Origin of the sequence: Chryseobacterium sp. sg2396 (assembly GCF_042610505.1) — a bacterium.
GTDB lineage: Bacteria > Bacteroidota > Bacteroidia > Flavobacteriales > Weeksellaceae > Chryseobacterium.
This window is the reverse complement of the sequence record NZ_JBHGAQ010000027.1, coordinates 23,309-42,458: the sequence shown is the minus strand read 5'-3', so window position 1 is coordinate 42,458 and position 19,150 is coordinate 23,309. Positions and strand designations below refer to the sequence as shown.

At 41.6% G+C, this 19,150-nt stretch carries 14 protein-coding genes and 1 tRNA gene; 1 reads left to right on the top strand and 14 read right to left on the bottom strand.

Annotated features, from left to right (window positions below):
* Positions 1 to 2,082: 2,082 nt before the first annotated feature.
* From ACED20_RS19820 to tuf, 9 genes are all read right to left on the bottom strand, one after another.
* Entirely contained in the window at positions 2,083 to 2,724 is a 642-nt protein-coding gene (locus ACED20_RS19820; protein ID WP_294239429.1) for a hypothetical protein, read from the bottom strand.
* A gap of 296 nt (positions 2,725 to 3,020) precedes the next feature.
* Positions 3,021 to 3,389 carry a 50S ribosomal protein L7/L12 gene (gene rplL, locus ACED20_RS19815; RefSeq protein ID WP_027380919.1) on the bottom strand — a complete coding sequence of 123 codons (369 nt, stop codon included), beginning with the start codon at positions 3,387 to 3,389 and terminating at the stop codon, positions 3,021 to 3,023.
* A 45-nt stretch (positions 3,390 to 3,434) separates the two neighbouring features.
* Positions 3,435 to 4,022 carry a 50S ribosomal protein L10 gene (gene rplJ / locus ACED20_RS19810; RefSeq protein ID WP_294229456.1) on the bottom strand — a complete coding sequence of 196 codons (588 nt, stop codon included), beginning with the start codon at positions 4,020 to 4,022 and terminating at the stop codon, positions 3,435 to 3,437.
* Between the two features lie 17 nt (positions 4,023 to 4,039).
* Positions 4,040 to 4,732, bottom strand: coding sequence for a 50S ribosomal protein L1 (gene rplA, locus ACED20_RS19805; RefSeq protein ID WP_100075647.1), 693 nt, complete (start codon positions 4,730 to 4,732; stop codon positions 4,040 to 4,042).
* An 11-nt stretch (positions 4,733 to 4,743) separates the two neighbouring features.
* Positions 4,744 to 5,187: a 50S ribosomal protein L11 gene (rplK, locus tag ACED20_RS19800; protein WP_149247733.1), complete on the bottom strand. Its 444-nt coding sequence runs from the start codon at positions 5,185 to 5,187 to the stop codon at positions 4,744 to 4,746.
* Positions 5,188 to 5,404: 217 nt separating this feature from the next.
* Positions 5,405 to 5,947, bottom strand: coding sequence for a transcription termination/antitermination protein NusG (nusG, locus tag ACED20_RS19795; RefSeq protein ID WP_047435411.1), 543 nt, complete (start codon positions 5,945 to 5,947; stop codon positions 5,405 to 5,407).
* 21 nt (positions 5,948 to 5,968) lie between these two features.
* Entirely contained in the window at positions 5,969 to 6,175 is a 207-nt protein-coding gene (gene secE, locus ACED20_RS19790; protein WP_146944460.1) for a preprotein translocase subunit SecE, read from the bottom strand.
* Between the two features lie 12 nt (positions 6,176 to 6,187).
* Positions 6,188 to 6,258: transfer RNA gene (locus ACED20_RS19785), tRNA-Trp, on the bottom strand.
* Positions 6,259 to 6,318: 60 nt separating this feature from the next.
* A complete protein-coding gene (gene tuf, locus ACED20_RS19780; RefSeq protein WP_146944458.1) occupies positions 6,319 to 7,533 on the bottom strand; it encodes an elongation factor Tu in 1,215 nt (404 codons plus the stop codon).
* 506 nt (positions 7,534 to 8,039) lie between these two features.
* Between tuf and ACED20_RS19775 the strand changes: the two genes are divergently transcribed.
* Complete coding sequence (locus ACED20_RS19775; protein WP_294239422.1) at positions 8,040 to 9,539, top strand: DUF4394 domain-containing protein; 1,500 nt, start codon at positions 8,040 to 8,042, stop codon at positions 9,537 to 9,539.
* Positions 9,540 to 10,289: 750 nt separating this feature from the next.
* Here ACED20_RS19775 and ACED20_RS19770 read toward each other — a convergent pair.
* The 5 genes from ACED20_RS19770 to ACED20_RS19750 all read right to left on the bottom strand — a co-directional run bounded on the left by ACED20_RS19770 (position 10,290) and on the right by ACED20_RS19750 (position 18,392).
* On the bottom strand, positions 10,290 to 13,388 hold the full coding sequence (locus tag ACED20_RS19770) for an efflux RND transporter permease subunit (RefSeq protein ID WP_294197696.1): 3,099 nt from the start codon (positions 13,386 to 13,388) through the stop codon (positions 10,290 to 10,292).
* 190 nt (positions 13,389 to 13,578) lie between these two features.
* The gene (locus ACED20_RS19765) at positions 13,579 to 14,664 is read right to left on the bottom strand and encodes an efflux RND transporter periplasmic adaptor subunit (RefSeq protein WP_294197694.1); all 1,086 of its coding nucleotides are present in this window, start codon (positions 14,662 to 14,664) and stop codon (positions 13,579 to 13,581) included.
* A gap of 2 nt (positions 14,665 to 14,666) precedes the next feature.
* Positions 14,667 to 15,908 carry a TolC family protein gene (locus ACED20_RS19760; RefSeq protein WP_294197692.1) on the bottom strand — a complete coding sequence of 414 codons (1,242 nt, stop codon included), beginning with the start codon at positions 15,906 to 15,908 and terminating at the stop codon, positions 14,667 to 14,669.
* Positions 15,909 to 16,339: 431 nt separating this feature from the next.
* Positions 16,340 to 17,704 carry an ATP-binding protein gene (locus ACED20_RS19755; RefSeq protein WP_294197691.1) on the bottom strand — a complete coding sequence of 455 codons (1,365 nt, stop codon included), beginning with the start codon at positions 17,702 to 17,704 and terminating at the stop codon, positions 16,340 to 16,342.
* Between the two features lie 7 nt (positions 17,705 to 17,711).
* Positions 17,712 to 18,392, bottom strand: a complete 681-nt coding sequence (locus tag ACED20_RS19750) for a response regulator transcription factor (RefSeq protein ID WP_294197689.1) — start codon at positions 18,390 to 18,392, stop codon at positions 17,712 to 17,714.
* Positions 18,393 to 19,150: the final 758 nt, after the last annotated feature.

The window sequence follows — 19,150 nt, the reverse complement described above, 5'->3', positions numbered from 1 at the left end:
TACAACATCATTCCTTCCACGAAATTGGATGAAGAAATTCCCGTAGGATTTCCTGTATTGTCGAAAGCTACCCTGTTGATCACCATTCCTTTCGTTTTGGATTCAAGGGCGGTCCATGCTCCTTTTCTCACCATCGGCCAGTTGTCTGCATTTACCCCGGCTCTGCCCAATGCTGAAATCCCAACATTGGTGTTCAGTGTCGTTCCCGAAGTTACCGAAGGCTTATAGCATGCGGAACATCCAGTAGACTGGATGGCACTGTTTTGGGAAGTTCCGATACCCTGGCCTTCGTCACCGCCGATGTCGGCAGCANCAGTAGACTGGATGGCACTGTTTTGGGAAGTTCCGATACCCTGGCCTTCGTCACCGCCGATGTCGGCAGCACCTCCAGAATTTACCAGATTCGGTACCCCTGAAGCATTTACACATGAAGCAGAAGCACAAAGGTTTTTGTTCGGAGCGGTAGATCCCGGTCCGGATGTTACATTACCACCGGCAAGAACGAGCTGGTTCAATGTTACATTCTCATCTCCTTCGATCGCATCAGGACATCCGTCGTTATCGGAATCCAGATCCAGGTTGTTCGGAATTCCGTCTCCGTCGGTATCTGCTGTACAACTGGCATTGTATACTCCAAAGATGAACCCGTGAGGATCATTCCCTCCCGCCCAGGTCATGGTAAAAGAGGCCACATCAGCAGGTACGAAGAAGAAAGTATAACCCTGTGCCGTAGTTGACGGCGAATTGGTGCTGAAAACAGTTCCAGATACTCCCGGTGTAGTAGAAGGTGCTCCGTCAAGCAATCCGTACAAATTTGTATTAAATACATTGGCATTCCCAACCACCGTTAAAGGAACGGAGAAGGTATTATTTACCGTAGTACCTTCATTACCCAATCCGGCAATTCCTATGATATACTGATAATGATTGTTACTTGAGCTTAAAGAATTTGCAGAAACTCCAAAATTAATATTCAACGTTCTCGGAACCGTACCTACGACATCAAGATACGTTGTTGGAAAAGAAGCACTCTGTGTTCCGTTTACAGTTATGGTTGTTGAAGTTACCGGTGGGGTATATATTCCCCAGCCATTTCCCGTACCCGCTGTTTTTGTTAGCGTAACTCCTCCTCCGGGCAATGTTGCTCCCGGCGGAACAAGAGGAACTACCGCCGTGTTGGTATTTGACAGGCTGTTAGCAGTTGCCGATGAAACCGACCCCATTGTTACCGTAGCGGTACATCCTTCAGCACTGTCAGGAATTCCATCATTATCATCGTCAAGATCAAGGCTGTCTGCGATCCCATCGCCATCGGAGTCGCACTCTACAGGAGTTAGGACAATATTGTCGATCCCGACATCATTTCCGTTATTACCATTCTGCTGTAAATTAACGATCTCCAGCTTCACCACAGAAGTGTTAGGAGTAAAGGAAAGGGTAAGCCTTCTCCATACATCGTCATTGGCGACTCCGAGATTCCCTGAGTTGGCATTGGCAAGAATGTTATTGTTGTTATCTCTAATGGTAAGCTGCAAATTGGGAACATCCTGGCATCCGTTACATAATCCGGCCATATCGATTCTGAATTTATAAGGCTGGCCCGGCACGACAACCAGATTACCAACCCGGTAAATCACCGTATTTACCGTTCCGCCCGAGTTGATATTGATCGCCAGATACCTCCCGGTGGTGGAGCCGTCTGCTATATTTGTGTAACCAGCATCCTTTCCTCCGGTAAGATCGGTCTCTACATAGGTCGCTCCCTGAGCCGATGATGTGGTAACGGAATAAGAACCGTCCGGCGGAGTAACTGCCTGATACGTATGATTAATCACATATGGGTCTGTAGTAGTCGTATTGCTATTACTCGTTCCAGTCCCGAAATCATTTTTAAATACCGGATTTCCTTCCGCCGTATTCGTACAATTCTGGCCAAAGCCTAAGCCGCTTACAAAAAGCATCAGAAGCAGGGCCGTATTTTTTATTTGTGTTAAATGAGGTTTTATTATCATAAAAATAATTAATAATGTATGTACTCTCTTAAAAAGAAAGCACGCTAATAAGTTTTAATAGGGATTGTATTTATGATAAAGAAAAAGGCGGAGGCCTTACGGAAAAGATCCTGGAGAAGCAGAATTCTAAAGATCTGCTGTTAAAGTAATGATATTTCCACACATAGAGATATTCTAATACCAAGCTAATCAAATATTTGTACTGAAAAACACATACCTTTGAAAAGTCATTAGAGAATGTGGAAGGAGCTATATAGTTCCTGTTGGAATCGGAAGAATAAGGCAGCTCTCTGGAAAATGGAGCATTATCTATGTTGCAGAAATTGAAGGAATTTTTCTGCTGTTCAAAATCCGATATATTCTGCTTTATTTTCTTCAGCCTTGCCTGATCAATATTTTGAACAGAGGCTTTAGGCTTTCTTTTAGCAATTTTTTTGTCGGCAGATTTTGATTTAAATACATAAGCTTTGCCGGAACTGACGATCTGATAATCGATATTTTCCTGTGCGAGAAACTGTCTGTTAAAATCCGGATCTGTAGAATATATTTTTGCGTTACCGCTAACGGTGATTGAAGGTGCGGTACCAAACCCTTCCTGGGAATAAAAGGAATGAAAAAGAAAAACCAATATAAAAACTGTAACCTTTCCGAATCCCAGTGAAAGGACCGTACCGGATTTACCGTTCAAAATATTTCTAATTCCTTTTCCCAACTTGTGAATTTTTGCAAATGTAGTTATAAATTTTGATCTTTTAACATTATGATATTATTAATTATGCGATAAATATCAAAAATATAACAATGCAGGACAAACATTCATCCTGAGATACATCTTTTCGCCAAAAAATACATCTTAATATCCTGAAATTCTTTTCAGAAACGCAGAGCCGGGATAAAATTTACAGCTGCTCCACCTAAAGCCAATTGTATAGGGTGGAGGTGCTGAGGTATGGCACAAAAAAAACCGTCCCGGAATTGGGACGGCTCTTTTATGTATAAAGTAAATGATTACTTCAATTCTACTTCAGCACCAGCTTCTTCTAATTGCTTCTTAAGCGCTTCAGCTTCGTCTTTAGAGATACCTGTTTTGATTGGAGCAGGAGCACCATCTACGATATCTTTAGCTTCTTTAAGACCAGCACCAGTTAAATCTTTTACCAATTTAACGATTGCTAATTTAGAAGCACCTGCAGACTTAAGAATTACGTCGAATTCAGTCTTTTCTTCAGCAGCTTCACCAGCACCAGGACCAGCCATTACTACTGCTGCAGCAGCAGGCTCAATTCCGTATTCATCCTTAAGGATAGCAGCTAATTCATTTACGTCTTTTACTGTTAAGTTTACTAGCGTTTCAGCTAAATTTTTTAAATCTGACATTGTTGTAATGTTTTTGTTGATTATTGATTATTTTTTGAGTGTAAATTATTCAGCAGCTGGAGCTTCTCCTTCAGCAGCCGGAGTTTCCGGAGTTTCAGTAGCAGGTGCTTCTTCTGCTGCAGGTGCAACTTCTTCCGCTTTAGCTTCTACTGTCTCAGGCTTGTTTTGAAGAGCAGAAACAACTCTTTGAATTGGAGACTGAAGTAATCCGATGATTTCACCGATCATTTCTTCTCTGGACTTGATGTTTGCCAACATGTCCAGGTTGTTGTCACCAACATAGAAAGTTTCCTGAACAAAAGCAGACTTCAAAGCCGGCTTCTCTTCTTTCTTTCTGAACCCTTGGATTAATTTCGCAGGAGCGTTAGCCGTTTCAGAAATCATCAACGCCGAGTTTCCTTTGAAAGACTGGAACATTTCAGAGTAATCTACTCCTTCCATTTGTTCCATTGCTTTTTGTAAAAGTGTATTTTTTACTACTTTCACCTGAATATTCTGTTTGAAAGCCTGTCTTCTGAAATCAGAAGATTTAGCAGCGTTCAAACCTTCAAGATCTGCTACATAAACTACTTTTGCATCCTGAAGCAAATCTTTGATCTCTTGTATTGCTACAACTTTTTGGTCTTTTGTCATTGTCTTAAGGATAAAAATTAGTTAACAGATTTAGTATCAATTGCAATACCCGGGCTCATGGTAGAAGACAAGTAGATTGACTTCACATAAGTTCCTTTAGCAGCAGTCGGTTTCATTTTGATCAATGTAGAGATCAATTCCTGAGCATTTTCCTTGATTTTGGCAGCATCGAAAGATACTTTACCGATACCAGCGTGGATAATCCCGTATTTGTCTACTTTAAAATCAATTTTACCAGCTTTTACTTCAGTTACCGCTTTACCGATTTCCATCGTTACAGTTCCTGATTTAGGGTTAGGCATTAAACCTCTTGGTCCTAATACTCTACCCAATGGTCCTAATTTACCCATTACAGCCGGCATGGTAACGATTACGTCAACATCAGTCCAACCTTCTTTGATTTTTTGCAGGTATTCGTCAAGACCTACATAGTCAGCACCCGCTTCTTTAGCTTCTGCTTCTTTATCTGGAGTTACTAAAGCCAAAACTTTAACATCTTTACCAGTTCCGTGAGGAAGAGATACAACACCTCTTACCATTTGGTTTGCTTTTCTAGGATCTACCCCTAATCTTACAGCGATGTCTACGGAAGCATCAAACTTTGCAGTGTTTACTTCTTTTACAAGTGCTGAACCTTCTTCAAGGTTATAGATTCTTCCTTTTTCTACTTTGCTTAAAGCTTCTTTTTGCTTTTTTGTCAGTTTTGCCATTTCTTTAAGTTTTAAGCGTTAGTTGGTTTAGTTCCTGTTACTCTTAATCCCATAGATCTTGCAGTACCTGCAACCATAGAAATAGCTGAATCCATCGTAAAGCAGTTTAGGTCTCCCATTTTGTCTTCAGCGATTTTTTTCACCTGATCCCAAGATACAGAACCTACTTTGTTTCTGTTCGGTTCTCCGGAACCACCTTTGATCTTAGCCGCATCCATCAACTGGATTGCTGCAGGAGGCGTTTTAATTACGAATTCAAAAGATTTGTCTTCGTATACTGTAATTACTACAGGTAAAACTTGTCCCGGCTTATCTTGTGTTCTTCCGTTAAATTGCTTACAAAACTCCATGATGTTCACACCTGCAGAACCCAAAGCGGGACCTACTGGTGGAGAAGGGTTAGCTGCGCCACCTTTCACCTGAAGCTTTACCATTTTAAAGACTTTTTTAGCCATTGTTTGTTTTTTAAATTTGAATAATGAATGAGTTTGGAAGCATTATTATTCAGTAGGTTATCCATTCTCACCTTAAATAATCCTACTTTTCGGACTGCAAAATTATGAAATATTTTTGAAATAGCAAATGGATCGGCTTTATTTTTCTAAATATTATATAAAATAAAAAATCCCGCTTATTTTTTAATAAGCGGGATTTTTTATTTTTAAATAGAGATTATACTTTTTCTACCTGCATATAGCTAAGCTCCATGGGGGTCTTTCTACCAAAGATAAGAACGGAAACTTCAATCTTCTTCTTATCTTCGAGAATTTTTTCTACTGTTCCGTTGAATCCGTTGAATGGTCCGTCAATTACTTTAACGTTTTCACCAACGATATAAGGTATTTCAACATCGCTTGCAAATTCTGAGAGTTCATCCATTCTTCCAAGCATTCTGTTAACCTCTGATTTTCTCATCGGTACAGGGTCTCCTCCTTTGGTTAGGCTTAAGAAAGAAATAACACCGGGAATGTTTTTGATAACGTGTGGAATCTCACCCATTAAATCAGCTTCAATCATAAGGTATCCAGGATAGTAAGGTCTTTCTTTAGGAACCTTTTTACCGTTCCTGATCTGAATAACCTTTTCCATAGGAATCACCACCTGAGTAACGTACTGTTCAAACCCTAAACGTTTGATTTCCGTTTCAATGTAGTTCTTCACTTTATTTTCCTGTCCGCTGATTGCTTTCAGCACATACCATTTCAATTCGCTCATTTTGGGAAAATACTTTTATTATTAATTGAACACGTTGATGAGCATTCCTATAATGTTGCTGATTGCTTTTGAAAACAATTCATCAACTCCGAAAGTAAATAACGCCAGAATTACGGTGGCCACAGTTACTACGATGGTAGAAGACTGCAGGTCCGACCATTTCGGCCATTCCACTTTATGTCTGAATTCGTTATAAGAACCTTTTAAAAAATCGACAAATGAACTCATAGTTGTATTTTGCACGGGCACAAGGATTCGAACCCTGATCAACGGTTTTGGAGACCGGTATCCTACCATTGGACGATGCCCGTAGTTTAAAAAGCTCCGGAAAGAAGTCCCTTACGGAAGCTTTTTATTATTTTAATAGATGATTAGTCTAAGATTTCAGTTACCTGACCTGAACCAACTGTTCTACCTCCTTCTCTGATCGCGAATCTAAGACCCTCGTTAAGAGCGATTGGTTGTAACAATTCTACAGTGATCTCCAAGTTATCACCTGGCATTACCATTTCTACACCTTCTGGTAAGAAAATCTCACCTGTAACGTCAGTAGTTCTTACGTAGAACTGAGGACGGTATTTGTTGTGGAATGGAGTGTGACGTCCACCTTCTTCTTTAGAAAGGATATAAACAGATGCTTTGAATTTTTTGTGTGGCTTCACAGAGTCTTTCTTAGCGATTACCATACCTCTCTTGATGTCGGTTTTTTCAATACCTCTCAACAATAGACCTACGTTATCACCAGCTTCACCTCTGTCTAGGATTTTTCTGAACATCTCAACTCCTGTAATAGTAGAAGTTAATTTTTCATCACCCATACCTACGATATCTACAGGATCACCAGTGTTGATGATACCAGCCTCGATTCTACCAGTTGCTACAGTACCTCTACCAGTAATAGAGAATACGTCTTCGATTGGCATCAAGAATGGCTTATCTGTATCTCTTGTAGGCTCTTCGATCCACTCGTCAACAGCATCCATCAAAGTCTCAACAGACTTGAACCACTGGTCGTCAGTCTTAGCACCTCCTTCTGCAGTAGCAGCGGTAAGAGCACCAAGAGCAGAACCTTGGATTACTGGAGAGTTATCTCCGTCGAATTCATAAGTAGATAATAAGTCTCTAAGCTCCATTTCAACAAGCTCTAATAACTCAGCATCATCCACCATGTCAACTTTATTCATGAAAACAACAATCCTAGGTACGTTTACCTGACGGCAAAGTAGGATGTGTTCTCTTGTCTGAGGCATCGGTCCGTCAGTCGCAGCACATACCACGATCGCTCCGTCCATCTGAGCAGCACCTGTTACCATGTTCTTTACGTAATCCGCGTGACCTGGACAGTCAACGTGAGCATAGTGTCTTTTTTCAGTTTCGTATTCGATGTGAGCTGTATTGATAGTAATACCTCTTTCTTTTTCTTCTGGAGCAGAGTCAATTGCAGAGAAGTCTTTTTTCTCAGCAAGACCTTTGCTAGCTAATACAGCAGAAATAGCAGCTGTAAGAGTAGTTTTACCATGGTCAACGTGACCAATAGTACCAATGTTCAAGTGTGGTTTGTTACGATTAAACGTTTCCTTTGCCATGATTTATGAATTATTTATTTATTGTTTTCAAATTTTCGGTGTGCAAATATAATGAATTTTTAAATACCAAAAACTTTTTCTCCAAAAAAGTTTCAATATTCAAATCCAATAAAGTGCAAACCTTATATTTCAATGTATTGAGATTGCAAATTTACACATTTTTCTCAATTGTGAAAATCATCCGTAAACCTTTTATTTAAATTATAAACTATCTGTTTAATTCTTAATATAATAAATTACGGAGATCCCGAAATAGAACCCAGTCAAAAGGCCGAAGCGTTTATGCTACAGTGGTTGATTATTGTCCTGAGCAACAACCTTGATTAGCCTATTACATGGAATTTATCTCATCGTTCATACTCTAACCCGGCTATTTTTATTTTTCACTTCAGTATTTAATGAAAATAATCGGGTTCAAATTAAATCAGCATAAAAAATTTCCATATTTAAAACCGTCATTTATTTTTTATCGTACATGGAAATACGAACTACTTAAAAATAATATTATGAGAAAACTATTACACTTATGGATGGCGGTGTTCAGCACGGTTGTTTTATTTTCATGCGACGATTCAGAAAATATGATGTCTTCCGAAATCAGCATTCAGGGGCCGGACCTGATGGTATACGGACTGACGGCCAACAATGAACTTGTAGCCTTTAATGCCAACAACCCGAAGACATTTACTTCCAAAACCACCGTTTCGGGAGTGGCTTCCGGGGAGAAACTGATGAGCATCGATTTCAGACCGGCCACGGGAGAACTTTATGCCTTATCAAGCGCCAGTAAGCTGTACATTATCAATCAGTCCAACGCTTCGGCCAGGGTGGTAAGCACAACGGCCTTTACCCCTGCTATTTCGGGAACCGTCGCTTCCATAGATTTTAATCCTGTGGTAGACAGAATCCGCCTGGTAAGCAGCAGCGGGCAAAACCTCAGGCTGAATCCTGAAACAGGAGCTACGGCAGCAACGGATATCAATATTACAGGAGGCAGCAGTCCTTCCGTTATGGGAATCGCGTATACCAACAGTAAATCCGGTGCTTCAAGTACTGTTTTGTATGATATCGACATGACCTCGGGGAAACTTTTCAAGCAGGATCCGCCAAACAACGGAACGCTGGTGGAAGTAGGAAGTCTTGGAGCAACGTTTACCGGGCAGGCTGCTTTTGATATTAAATATGATAACGCCACGGCCTTACTGGCGGTAAATAATAATCTTCACTTAGTAGACCTCAACAGCGGAAAAGCGACCAATATCGGAATGCTTCAGCAGCAGGTTATCGATCTTGCGATTCCTACCGAAGCCGTAGCTTATGCGGTGGATGGCTCAAACAACCTCCAGATTTTTAACCCGAACAATCCAATGCCGGTTTCAAAATCAATGACAGGCCTTCAGACCGGCGAAAGTGTTTTAGGGATCGACTTCAGACCGGCTAATGGGCAGCTTTATGCTTTAGGAAGCTCCAGCAGAATTTATACGATCAATCTGGGAACCGGTGCGGCAACCGCTGTCGGCACGTCTCCTTTCGCAACGCTGTTGGCGGGAACGGATTTCGGTTTTGATTTTAATCCAACAGTTGATAAAATCCGTGTAGTGAGCAATACCGGACAAAACCTACGCCTGGATCCTGTTACGGGAGGAATTACTGCGGTGGATCTTACCCTGAATCCGGGAAGTCCGATGATCGGAGCAGCAGCTTATACCAATAACATGGCCGGAGCAACTTCCACTACTCTGTTTGTAATCGATCACAATACCGATAAACTGTATCAGCAAAATCCTCCGAATAACGGCTTATTGGTAGAAACCGGGTCTTTAGGTATCAATATTACCAACAGCAACGGTTTTGATATCGGAAGCATGAGCCAGAAAGCGTATCTGATGGCAACGGTAGGTTCCACCACCAAACTTTACAGTATTAATACATCTACCGGAGCAGCAACCTCTGTGTCAGATTTCCCGAATATGGTAAAAGGATTTGCCGTGGGATTAGGATTCTAAACTCATAATAATTATTTCAATAGCAGAATCGCGGAAAACTGAGTTTCCCGCGATTCTTTATTTAACAATGTGTCTGTAATCAGGCTGGAAGAGGGATGCTAGATGCTGGAAGTTTCTTATATCAACATAATTAACAGTCTTAAGATCAATCATCTGTTTATTCCGTTAAGAAGGCAACCTTTATTTAAAGGTCTGATCATTCCTTATTTTCCATTTCTTTAAATCAATAAAAATGAATTAAATACTGACATAAGCTCAAGAAAAGATAATATTAACAGGATAGCAAATAAATATAATAGAAAGCAACAGCAAGTGAATCTGCCCCAGCGGGGCATCATAATCATAGCCCCGGGTGAAACCCGGGGTTAACAAAAGCGGACGATAGCCCAAGCCCTGAAAGGGCGAAACCTTTTTATAGAAAGGAAAGGGAATATAGTACCGCAGGATGATGCGAACAACAACAACCTATGTTTAATGATTACGCCCTTGCAGGGCTTGAGTCTACCTATAAATTATTTAACCCCGGGCGAGGCCCGGGGCTACTGATATCGCCCTTTCAGGGCTGAGTACTTGATGAATTTAAAATAAGTTAAATGCCACCGAATTCATGTTAAAATCTAGATAATATAATTAGGCTAAAAACTTATAAATGTCATTCAATCCTACTGCGGGAAAAATTTCCAGCATCCAGCTTCCCTCTTCCCTCTTCCAGCGTCTTATACCGATTTCTACTTAAGACTTATACTGAACCTAAATCTGCTGTGACTTTTTGGTCCTGTTGAAAATCCAGAAGATGATCGGGAATATCAGCAACGTAAGAATGGTAGCCGTAATCAATCCTCCGATGATGACGATGGCCAGCGGTTTTTGCGATTCGGAACCTATTCCTGTGGATAACGCTGCCGGCATTAGACCGATCGAGGCCATCAAAGCGGTCATGATCACCGGACGTGTCCTTGATTTTACTCCACTTAAAATAGCATTATCCAGGTTCAGCCCATTCTTGACATTCTGATGGAATTCTGTGATGAGGATCACCCCGTTCTGGATACAGATTCCCAAAAGGGCAATCATCCCTACCCCGGCCGAGATTCCGAAATTGATTCCCGTTACGTGCAGGGCGATGATTCCTCCGATCAGCGCAAAAGGTACATTCGCCAATACCAGCAAAGAGTCTTTCATGTTTCCGAACAGGACAAACAGCAGGAAGAAGATCCCCAGGATGCTGATCGGCACCACTTGTGTCAGCCTTTTTGAAGCCCGCTGCTGGTTTTCAAACTGCCCGGTCCAGCCGACAGAATATCCGTCCGGAAGATCAATTTTGGACACTGCTTTCTGGGCATCGGCAATGGTGCTTCCTAAATCACGGTCGCGGATGGAAAATTTAATCCCGATATACCGTTTAATATCATCACGGTAAATAAAGGCAGCTCCATTGTCTTTTACGATGGTACTGATTTCTTTTAAAGGAATCTTTGAACCATCCTGCGTCGGAACCATCAATGCCGCAATATCGTTTTCATCTTTCCGGTATTCCTGGGAGTAACGGAGGCGGATCGGGAATTTTCTTTCCCCGTCAAACATTTCCGAAGCGGTTTTTCCTCCAAAGGCCATTTCCAGCACCGACTGCGCATCATCGGGCATTACACCGTAAGCCGCCATTTTATCACGGTCCAGCACAACACTTACTTCCGGCTGTCCGATATTTTTAATAATTCCGGCGTCTTTTACCCCTTTAATATCTTTTACCTGCTTCAACACTTCTCCGGCCAGCTTATCGAGGGTCTGCAGATTATCGCCGTAAATTTTGATTCCGTTTTCCGCTTTGAAACCGGCTACCGCTTCAGCCACGTTATCGGAGATCGGCTGGGAATAATTGAACGTAATTCCCTGATAATTCCGGAGCTTTTTATCGATTTCCTCGATCAGTTCTTCATAGGTGATCTTCCGTTTCCAGTCTTCTTTCGGTTTAAGGTTGACGGCAAACTGCACAAATCCGAATCCGTTCGGGTCGGTTCCGTCATTACTTCGTCCGGTCTGCGCCAGCACATCGGTAACTTCCGGAAAGCTCATGATGTCTTTTTTCAGAAGGTCCGCCGTTTTCAGGGATTCTTTCAGAGAGGAGCTCATCGGCATTTCTGCAGTGATCCACAGAGAGCCTTCATTCAACTGAGGCAGAAACTCAGTCCCCAAAAATTTTGCGGAGAATAAAGTTGCAGCCAGGAACGAAATCGCAACGATCAGGCTTAATTTTTTATGTTTAAAAGTATAGTTAAATCCTTTCAGTACACTTCGGTCCCAGAAATTCACAAACGGGTTGTTCTTTTCCTTAACATTTTTATTTAAAAGGATATGAGAAAGTACGGGTACCAGCGTCAGAGTAAAGATCAAGGCTCCCATTAAGGCAAAACCTAAAGTGAATGCCAGCGGCGAGAACATTTTCCCTTCTACTTTCTGGAAGGAGAAGATCGGAATCAGTGAAGTAATGATGATTAATTTTGAAAAAAAGATTGCTTTTCCAAGGCCTGTTCCGGTTTGCTTGATCCAGCCGGCTTTGGCCATTTTGTTGAATTTCTCATCCCCGTATTTATGGGCCTTATGATCGAGCATCACGAAGAGTCCTTCCACCATGACGACGGCTCCGTCGATGATAATCCCGAAATCAACGGCTCCCAGAGATAATAAGTTGGCGCTCATCCCAGCCATTTTCAGGCATAAAAAGGCGAATAGCAGCGATAGCGGAATGATAATGGAAACGATCAAAGTCGTTCTCCAGTCGGCCATGAAAATCAAAACGATTACCGTTACCAACACGATCCCTTCGATCAGGTTGTGCATCACGGTATGCGTTGTAAAATCCATCAGGTTGTCACGATCATAGAACGTCACCATTTTTACATCCTTCGGCAGTATTTTTTCGTTCAGCTCTTTAATTTTAGCTTTTACCCCTACCAGTACTTCGCGGGGATTTTCCCCTTTCCGCATTACGACAATTCCTTCCACGGTATCTTCCTGGTTGTTGAGTCCGGCCTGCCCTACTCGTGGCATTGAACTTTCATGCACATCTGCCACATTTTTTACCAGCACCGGGTTTCCGCTGTCATTCTGTATGGTAATGTTCCCGATATCGGCTACCGATTTTACCAATCCGATCCCGCGGACAACATAGGCCTGTCCGTTTTTTTCGATCACGTCTCCCCCTACATTCAGGTTGCTTTTGGTAACGGCATCATATACCTGAAGCGGTGTCAGATTGTATTTATCCAAAGCCCTCGGGTCGATGCTCAATTCAAAAACTTTATCCTGTCCTCCGAATACGTTGATGTCTGCCACACCGGGAACTCCTCTTAAAGCCCGGTCGATTACCCAGTTTTGCAGGGTCAGCAGCTCACGGGAATCTTTGGTTTTACTCTGCAAAGTATATCTGAAAATTTCCCCGGTCGGCCCGTAAGGCGGCTGAACCTCAGGATCCACCTCATCAGGAAGATTCACTGTCCGGAGCTGGTTGTTCACCTGGTTCCGGGCAAACGTATCGTCTACTCCATCGTCGAAAAGTATTTTAACAATGGAAAGCCCAAACATGGTGGTACTCCGCACACTGGTCTTTTTCTGTACCGGGCTCATCGCCAGCTCAATCGGCGTGGTCACGAAACGCTCGACTTCTTCCGCGCTTCGCCCGTTCCACTGGGTGATGATGACGATCTGGGTATTGGTCACATCCGGAAATGCTTCAATGGGCATATTTTTGAAGCTGATGAATCCCGAAACCGCCAGAATTGCTACCCAGATAAAGGTAAATGCTTTATTTTTTAACGAAAAAGCAATTATATTTTTAATGAATTTGTTCATGATGGATTTTTTAGTTGGTGCTCTTAATGCAAAACCTGCAAAGGCATTTGAATTCGTCGAATATTCGATTTCATTCAGGAAAGGAAATTGATTCTAAACCAGTAAGCCATTAAGAGTTATTAAATGATTCGCAAGCAAGTTATAAGCAATGATGCCTTAATTCAGCTTACATCTTAATAATGTACTCATATTAACTGTTCAGAGAACGGTAAATCAGCAACTGATTGTTAGTGACTACCTGCTCACCTTCCGACAATCCTTCGGAAACGTAAGTTACGTCGCCTACCTGCTTCAGAACTTTTATTTCTTTCACCTTCACATCCGTCCTGGTTTTATACACCACCACGAAACTTCTGTTGTCATCAAAAATAACGGCTTTGGAAGGAACCGTAAGCGCCATGGTATTTTCAGAGTTGATGACCTTAATGGTCGCTTTACTCTCAGGGATCAGCAGCCCGTTCTGATTATCCAGTACTACCCTTGCCTGCATGGCATTGGTCTGCGGATCGATGATCTTGAAGATTTTATCGATTTTCCCGTCAAAAACTTTATCCGGATAAGACAGGGTGGAAACCTGGGCTTTCATACCGAGGCTGATTTTATCAATATCGGATTCATTTACATTCATAATGGCCCAGACATTTGAAGTATTGGCTACATCAAAAATATTATCGCTCCGGTCGCTTCGCAGCTGCATATCCTTATTGATGTTTTTCTGAACGATATAGCCGCTGATCGGTGCCACCACGCTGTAGATATTTCCTTTTTTCACATTATACACCGTACTCACGGCATTGGCTCTCTGCAGCTGGTCCTGCGCTTTCTGCAGCTGGCTCTTGGCTTCCAGCACATCCCTTTCAGTATTCAGTTTTCCTTCATACATTTCTTTGGCTACGCGGAGGTTATTCTGTGCCACGACCAAATCGGTACGGGCATCACTCACATCCTTCTGAACTTCCGCCAGCTCGGTGCTCCGGATGGTTGCCATCACCTGGCCTTTCGTTACATGATCTCCAAGTTCGACATTTACGCTTAATACATTTCCGCCAACCAGCGGATACACATCGATATAGCTGTTCTTGTCTGCCGAGATCTTTCCGTAAAAATTATAGTCGTCTTCAATATATTTTTTTTCAACTTTTGCCAGATCGATGGATTTCAGCATGGTGTTGCTCAGCTCAAATCCTTTTTTGGCCTGCGGTTTCTGATCTGCTTCCTTCTTGGAGCACGATAAAACGGACAGGGCCACCATTACCGGAATTATATATTTTTTCATGTTTAATAGAAGATTTTCGTTTGTACCAGTTGATTCAATTGTTCTGCGGACTGTATGATTTGATTTTCCATGTCGTAGATCTGAAGGGCGGTTTCCCGGTAGCTGTCCATGAAATCCGTAAATTCGATCAGGCTGATGTTACCTTTTCTGAAATTGCTCAGCATCCCGTTGTATACCATCTCCATGTTGTTTAGATCGGCAGGTTTTATTTCCGTAAGCTGGTCATATTGGGTTTTCCAGGTTTTGTAGGCGGCCTGTACTTTGGTTTCGAGGGTCAGCTTCTGGAATTCTGCATTTTTCTGGTTCTGCTGGATGGCGAAGTTGGCTTTCTCTACATTTCCTCTATTGGATTTCCATAAGGGTAAAGGAATTCCAACCATCAGGTTGACTTCATTTTTAAAGGTTCCTCCGTTCTGGTCCCACCCTGCACCGAGATTAAGATCAGGCACATTCAGCGATTTCTGCCATTGGGCGTAGAGCTTGCTGTTGTCGATCAGTTTCAGATTGTACTGATAATCCGCGTTATTTTCCAGGGCTTTTTTCTGCAGTTCGGTCTCATCCCCGAAAGGCTGTGCGGCCAGCATGTCTTTGGCTTCCGAATCTGAAAGCTGAGGATCTATATCGTCCGTAATTCCTGTAAGCACTTTCAGGGTTTGTTCAAATTCAAGAATATTCTTATTGATCTCCACTTTGTCATTATTTAGCTGGATGACAATGCTCTGGAGCCTTACCTGGTCTTTTAAGGACACATTGCCTTTAGCAGACTGCACACGGTAAGCTGCAAGAAGGTCGTTCATATAGCCCAGCTGCTTGTTGGTATTTTCCAGTTTCAGCTGCTCGTAATAAAGATCAAAGTACGTTGAACGGAGTTGTGATCTCAGGTCCACCAGGAGCTGTGAAAACTGGAGCTGCGCCAGTTCCTTATTGGATTTTGCAAAGGCAATCTCATTCTTTTTTTTGCCACCCATATAGATCAGCTGGGTTACCTGGGCTCCTTTGGCGTGTCCGGCATCAAAAATTTTACGGCCTTCCGGATTGTAGGCGTTGATCTGCCCGCTCAGCTGCGGAAGATCCCAGATTTTAGCCTGCAGAATATCGGCATCAGCCATATTGATGTTGTACTGTTCTGCAAGCAATTGTAAATTGTTCTTCTGAAATGCCTCTTCGCATTCCAAAAGCGACATTTTCTGCTGTGCTGCCACAAATGAGGAAATGACGATAAACAGCCCTGCGAATTTATTCATGTTGGTCATTTTATGATACAAAGGTGTCTTTATGGAATTAAAATGCTCTTAAAGAATCCTTAAAAAAAAATTAAATTTGGTTTAAGGCTCCTATCCAAAAGTTTTTACCCTTCAGAAATTATATATAAAAAGAGTTAAAAATCACCTTAAATTTAAAAAAATACCTGGAAATTTTAAAGATTTTGTAAAATAATTTATGATCATGAATTAATATCCGTTCTGCCCATAATATTACCGTTATTGTTAAATAACCTACAAATGATGAAATATCGGAATACAGTGTGCGTGTTACTCATGGGAAGCCGTACTATAAGGCTGGTTAAAAAACTGAAAAAGAAAGAAAGAAAGAAAGAAAGAACGGATGCATGGAAGTAATTGCTAACAGGATCGGATTTGCGTTATTTGTTATTAGGAATTTAGCTTAAAAAGATTTACTTTTTGAAAATCACGCTGAATTTATTCATTAATTCCGCCGGGGCAGTATATATGATTTCAGCACCATGGTATTCAAGGATTCTTTTAACAATCCTAAGCCCCAGCCCCGAACCGGAAATGTTCTGGGAATTTTTACCTCTTTTGAATGCTTCAAATAATTTCAGCTGCTCTTCTTCCGGAATGGTACTCCCTCGGGAAATGACATCTACAATGAAATGCCGTTCATTTTCGGTAATTAACACATCCATTTCCATGTTGTCTGAATAAATGGCAGCATTTTTAAAAAGATTGATGAATACGATATCGAGTAAAGACTGAACGCCTTTTATGGTAAGTAAAGCATCTTCGGAAGTATCTTCGGAAATCTGGAAATCCATTTTAAGCTTCGGATAGCTTTTTTCCACGGCTTCAAAAGATTCAAAGATTACCTCGTCGATCCGCACTTCCTCGTAAATACTCTGGATGTTCTCCTTATCGAATTTCGTTAACAGCAATAAAGAATTGGTAAGATCCGATAACTGGTAGACATCGCGCTGGATCTGCTGTAAAGAAGACCTCGTTTCGGGAGTATGCTCGCCGAATTTAATCAGATTTTCCAGCTGAAATGCCATTCGGGTAATCGGTGTCCTGATTTCGTGGGATGCACTGGCCGTAAAGTCCTTCTGCGACTGGAACACATCATCCAGTCTTCCGATCATCGTATTAAAGGACTTCGCCAGTACATCGATTTCGTCGTTGGAGTTGCGGACGGGGATCTGCGTTGTCAGTTTGTGTGCCGTTACTTCAGAAATTTCCTGATTCAGGTCTTCGAGGGGCTTCAGGAACTGCCCCATAAAATAATAACTGACGAAACCGATCAGCAGTGTGCTCATGACATACGCCGTAATGAGGAGATACTTCAGATACGCCAGCTTGGAGTTCCCGTTGGTATCATAAGCGCTGGTCAGAATATAATAGTTTTCACCATGGATGGTTCGCAGCGCCGCATAAATTTCAGGAACCGTCTTTTCAGAATAAATGACTTTTTTATCATCCAGTTCTTTAAGCAGGGTATTATCCCAAGTAACATTCCGGTCTTTGATGGTACTGTAAATCAGCTCTTTCTGTGAATTAAAGATTAAAATGGTCTCGTTTAAAAGGATGTTGTCTGAATTTTCATTAAAAAAAACCGGTGCCTCTTCTTCAAAATCCTTGGATTTGGCAATGAAATGCGAGGTAAACTCCAGCCTCTGCCGGAATCTTTCCTTGAATTCATCTTTCCGGAAATCATTAAAGGACATATAGATCACCGCCATCACAATACCGAAAAGCAATGAAAAGGCAATGCTGAGATTGAGTGCGATCTTCCTTTTTAAAGACATATTTTTTCTATAACGGACTTAAATAATACCCGAAACCGGAACGGGTATGGATCAGTTTCACTTTAAAATCCTTGTCGATCTTCTTTCTCAAGAAATTGATGTATACTTCCACCGTATTGGTGTTTGTATTGAAATTATGTTCCCAGACATGTTCTGTGATCTGCTGTTTGGAAACGGTCCGCCCCTGTGCTTCGGCCAGGTAGGCCAGCAGCTGGAATTCTTTTAAGGTAAGGCTGATCTCATTACCGCCACGGTATACTTTCTGTTCGGTTTTATTTACAATCAGGTCATCAATGCGAATCATTTCCTGGTCATTCGTTTCAGAAGGTGCTTTTCTCCGCAATAAAGAATTCATGCGCAGCATCAGTTCCTCAAACTGGAAGGGTTTCACCAGATAATCGTCCGCCAGTCTTGTAAACGCATCTTTTTTATCCGACAGGTCTCCGTATGCGGAGATAATAATGATCGGGGTATTTTTATCGAAAGAACGGATGGTCTGGCAGACATCCAGACCGTTGATCTTCGGCACATTGATGTCGAGCAGGTACAGATCGTAAGAACTGTTCCTGATCTGGCGCAGGAAAGTTTCACCATCGTAAATTTTATCACAGGTAAAATGGTTTGATTCTAAAAACTTACAAAGTTCTGCCGAAAGAATTAAATCGTCTTCCAATAAAAGGATATTCATCGAAAATTATTTTATACGAATGTAACGAAAATTTTCAGGACGGTAAAAAAATTGAATGAAAGGGAAAGACTTTTAATTGAATTTTAAGGTTGCGAATGCAGGTGGTTTGATTTTCAACGCGAAGGGTGCAAGGAGATGTTTTATATGGTGCTGCATATTTCCGGTCGCAAGGGCGTTTCACTCAGCAAATGATAGCTGTATTCTATTGAGATGAATTGGGATTATAGGATTGGAAAAAGGAAGCTGGAGGCTAGATGTTTTTGTCAACATTACGGCAATAAATTTTGACGGGTTCCGGATCAACGTTTTTTGGCCATTAGAAATGGAAAATCAATCTTGTAATATCATCCAGCTAAAGCAAATTCTTAAATTAGGGTTGACTATTTCTATTCTTAACGCGAAGGGTGCAAGGGGATGTTCATATGGTGCTGCATATTTCCGGTCGCAAGGGCGTTTCACTCAGCAAATGATAGCTGTGTTCTATTGAGATGAAGGGAATTACAGGATTGGAAAAATGAAGCTGGAAGCTAGACGTTTTGTCAACACTACAGCTAACGACATTTGACATGTTGTGAATGGATATTTTATTCATTGGAAAGGATAATAAATATTTTAATCCCTATCAGTAAAAATTAAATTTTAAAAATCTTTAAGCTAAAATATCCACAGCTATGATATTCAAGCCTTCAAATAAATCTACCTTTGCGTCGGTAGCGTTAAAAAAAGAACTGTTGCCAACAACGAAATGCTGGACATAA